Origin of the sequence: Bacteroides sp. (assembly GCF_052357945.1) — a bacterium.
In the GTDB taxonomy this organism is placed as follows: domain Bacteria; phylum Bacteroidota; class Bacteroidia; order Bacteroidales; family Bacteroidaceae; genus Bacteroides.
The window spans coordinates 1-2,990 of sequence record NZ_DAWCXD010000273.1; the positions used below are offsets into that span (position 1 = coordinate 1).

Here is a 2,990-nt window from a genome sequence, read left to right on the forward strand (position 1 = left end):
TTAGGACACATGCCTCTCACGCATGTAATACGAGTTCGATTCTCGTACCCACTACCAAAGAAAAAGAGGAAATGCAGTTTAACTACATTTCCTCTTTTTCTTTATAGATCTCGAAACAAGATTCCTTATCAATCCTCAACCGGACTCTATCCTCCCTTTTCTGCCCTGCCAGATTCACAAACAGATTGAAATACAGTTGGCTGAAAGAAAGGTTGGAACGATCATAAGTAATATCAAATGTCCAGGTTCTACGAAAAGAATCGAACGTTGCATACGATTGCTCACCCCCTTTACACATAAACACTTCCGGGAAAGACGTAGGAGGATAAGGCTGGAATAAACCCGCTAATTGAGCATAAATATAGTCAATCATCCATTCGTCTCCTGTTAAAGTCAATTCTCCCTTTAAACGGAGTTTAATGGCATAACTGGCAGTCACGTCGGACGAAGTATAAACAGGAACCTGGCTTTCTGCCGGATAGTTGCCGTCTTTATATCCAAGACTCATCGTTAGTTTGGATAGACCGACACCATTAAAGCCACTCACCTCCTGATCTGCCAACCGGTTTTTCAGACTGACCATGAATGTCAGTTTACCGAGCGTCGGATCACCCGGATATTGTGCAAGCGTGTCCAGTACATAATCTTCGGTATTGTAACTACGGGCTATTAAATCACCCTTTCCAGCCTCCAAAGCCGGACCGCCTCTTTCCACATCCACGTTGCCAACCGGATAATAAATAGCATCATTATCCCTTACGCAACCACTCAAACAGAACAGCAACACTGCCAAGCCTATTATCTTATTCATTATCATCTTACCTCTTGATTTTGCGGACAAAGATACATCTTTTTTATACCACACTTGATTTATGTCAACCGTTTTTAGTATTTTTGCACACATCAAGACAGAAAAGACATGGATACATTATTAAGAGAGACTGTAAATGCTGTTGTAAATTCCCGCTTTCCGGAAATGAGTATAGAAGGAAGACGACAGATAGAAAGTATACTGATTCGTGAAGAATTTCCCAAAGGAGCAATAGCGCTGAATGAAGGAGAAGTAGCTCATGAAATCGTATTTGTCGGCAAAGGGATGCTTAGGCAGTACTATTACAAGAATGGGAAAGACGTGACCGAACATTTCTCATACGAAGGATGTATCGTGATGTGCATTGAGAGTTTTCTGAAACAAGTACCCACCCGGCTAATCGTGGAAACCCTCGAACCTTCCATTATCTACCTGTTCCCTCGCGACATGATACAAAAATTGGCAAAAGAGAACTGGGAAATCAATATGTTCTACCAAAAGATACTGGAATACTCCTTGATTGTGTCACAGATTAAAGCAGACTCCTGGCGCTTTGAATCCGCTCGCGAACGCTATAACCTCCTGCTCGAAACACATCCGGAAATTATCAAACGTGCACCTCTGGCACACATCGCCTCTTATCTTTTGATGACACCGGAAACACTAAGCCGTGTGCGCTCCGGTGTTCTATGATTTTAGCGGCTTTTCCGGTATTCTTTAGGAGACATACCAGTGTAATGCTTGAAATACTTTCCAAAGAACGACTGGTTGGCAAAATTCAGCCGATCGGCAATCTCTTGTATATTCATACTTGAAGAATTCAGAAGTGCTTTCGCTTCCAGAATCACCAGTTCGTCTATCCACTCCCCCACCGTTTTTCCGCTGACCTCTTTTACTACTCCCGAAAGATGCTTCGGCGTCAGACACAACTGGTCAGCATAGAATTTCACGCTCCGTTCAGACTGGTAAGACTCCACTAAAGACTCATAAAAACGTTCGAAAATATATTCTTTCCGGCTTTTATTTTTCATGGTAGTAGCATTGGCTGGCGCATGATTGGTAAAGATATTACAAAGTTCAAAAAAGAACCCTTGCATCAAGCCCATTACCACTTCTTTACGATATAAAGCCTCCTTATTCTTCAACCGTTTTCTGATAAATGCATGATATTCCTTCACAGTCTCCTGCTCCTGCGGTGTAAGATTGAAACACGGGTAATCTTTCAGATAAAAGAATAAGGAAAGCACATTACTGATCTTAGGCAATGTCTCCAACAAGTTCTTCGACACAGCAAAGAATATCGCTTTAAAGTCGGAACTGAAACACCGCTGTTCGACAATCTGATTAGGCAGCGCGATCACCATTAATCCGGGGAACAGTTGAAACTCACGCAAACTAATATTAAAAGTACCAGTACCTTCCAGGCAAAGACCTACCGTCAACACCTCCAGTTTAGTCGGTCCATTATACAACGATATAACGCTCTCCGTATCGAAGAGCGCTATATCGTTATCAACAACATCAATGTTGTCAGAATCTATATGTTTAGAATGAACTACCGAAGAAATACCTACTTTGGGAACATTTTGAATATACATACTCTCTCTTTTTTGCGACAAATATACCAGCATTTAATCAGATATACAAGCCGTTCAAGAGTATTATCAGACATAATGAACACTTTTAGTTACTTATTGAACAGACCGGAATAAATATTCAGAATCACGTTGGGCAGCCGGCACTGTCCATTTCTCCGGAACAAACTTCCACTGATTCAGGGCTTTGGGATCCATCGTTCCTTTCTTTTCGATATAATTCATCAAATAGAAACGAAGATCTTTATCCGTAGAGAAAATTATGCGGTCCTTCAAATCCTCCTGCGGAATACCCGATCCTTTCGTCAACAGTTCTCCACCACCATTACCACGATAAGAATTTAAGGCCACTTTATATATCTTATCCATACGGAAAGGAGAACCGTCCGCCATGCTCGTAATCGTAATCTTTTCCCCCTGCGGTTTAGTCACATCCACCGTATAAATAATGCCGGAAGCCGAATCGAAATTAAAACTGAAGTTCTGGAAAGAAGCCCTGTCTTCCGCACCTTCCCGAGGTTTCTCCTTGAACCAGAGCAGATGATCTTCCGGTGACTTCATCCGGTTCGTCCACATATAATAAG

The 2,990-nt window shown here is 41.9% G+C and carries 4 protein-coding genes; 1 reads left to right on the plus strand and 3 read right to left on the minus strand.

From position 1 onward, the window contains the following. Positions 1 to 82 precede the first annotated feature (82 nt). Complete coding sequence (locus ACT8YW_RS22695) at positions 83 to 904, minus strand: DUF3845 domain-containing protein (protein WP_444107226.1); 822 nt, start codon at positions 902 to 904, stop codon at positions 83 to 85. A 15-nt stretch (positions 905 to 919) separates the two neighbouring features. On the opposite strand from ACT8YW_RS22695, the gene ACT8YW_RS22700 reads away from it, so the two are divergent. Next, positions 920 to 1,504 carry a Crp/Fnr family transcriptional regulator gene (locus ACT8YW_RS22700; protein WP_004306385.1) on the plus strand — a complete coding sequence of 195 codons (585 nt, stop codon included), beginning with the start codon at positions 920 to 922 and terminating at the stop codon, positions 1,502 to 1,504. Positions 1,505 to 1,506: 2 nt separating this feature from the next. Here the strand turns inward: ACT8YW_RS22700 and ACT8YW_RS22705 are convergent, their stop codons facing one another. Together ACT8YW_RS22705 and ACT8YW_RS22710 are read right to left on the minus strand one after the other, a co-directional pair. Beyond that, positions 1,507 to 2,409, minus strand: a complete 903-nt coding sequence (locus ACT8YW_RS22705) for a helix-turn-helix domain-containing protein (protein ID WP_004308613.1) — start codon at positions 2,407 to 2,409, stop codon at positions 1,507 to 1,509. A 93-nt stretch (positions 2,410 to 2,502) separates the two neighbouring features. Next, the coding region (locus tag ACT8YW_RS22710) for a 5'-nucleotidase C-terminal domain-containing protein (RefSeq protein WP_444107227.1) at positions 2,503 to 2,990 on the minus strand (488 nt) is incomplete at its 5' end.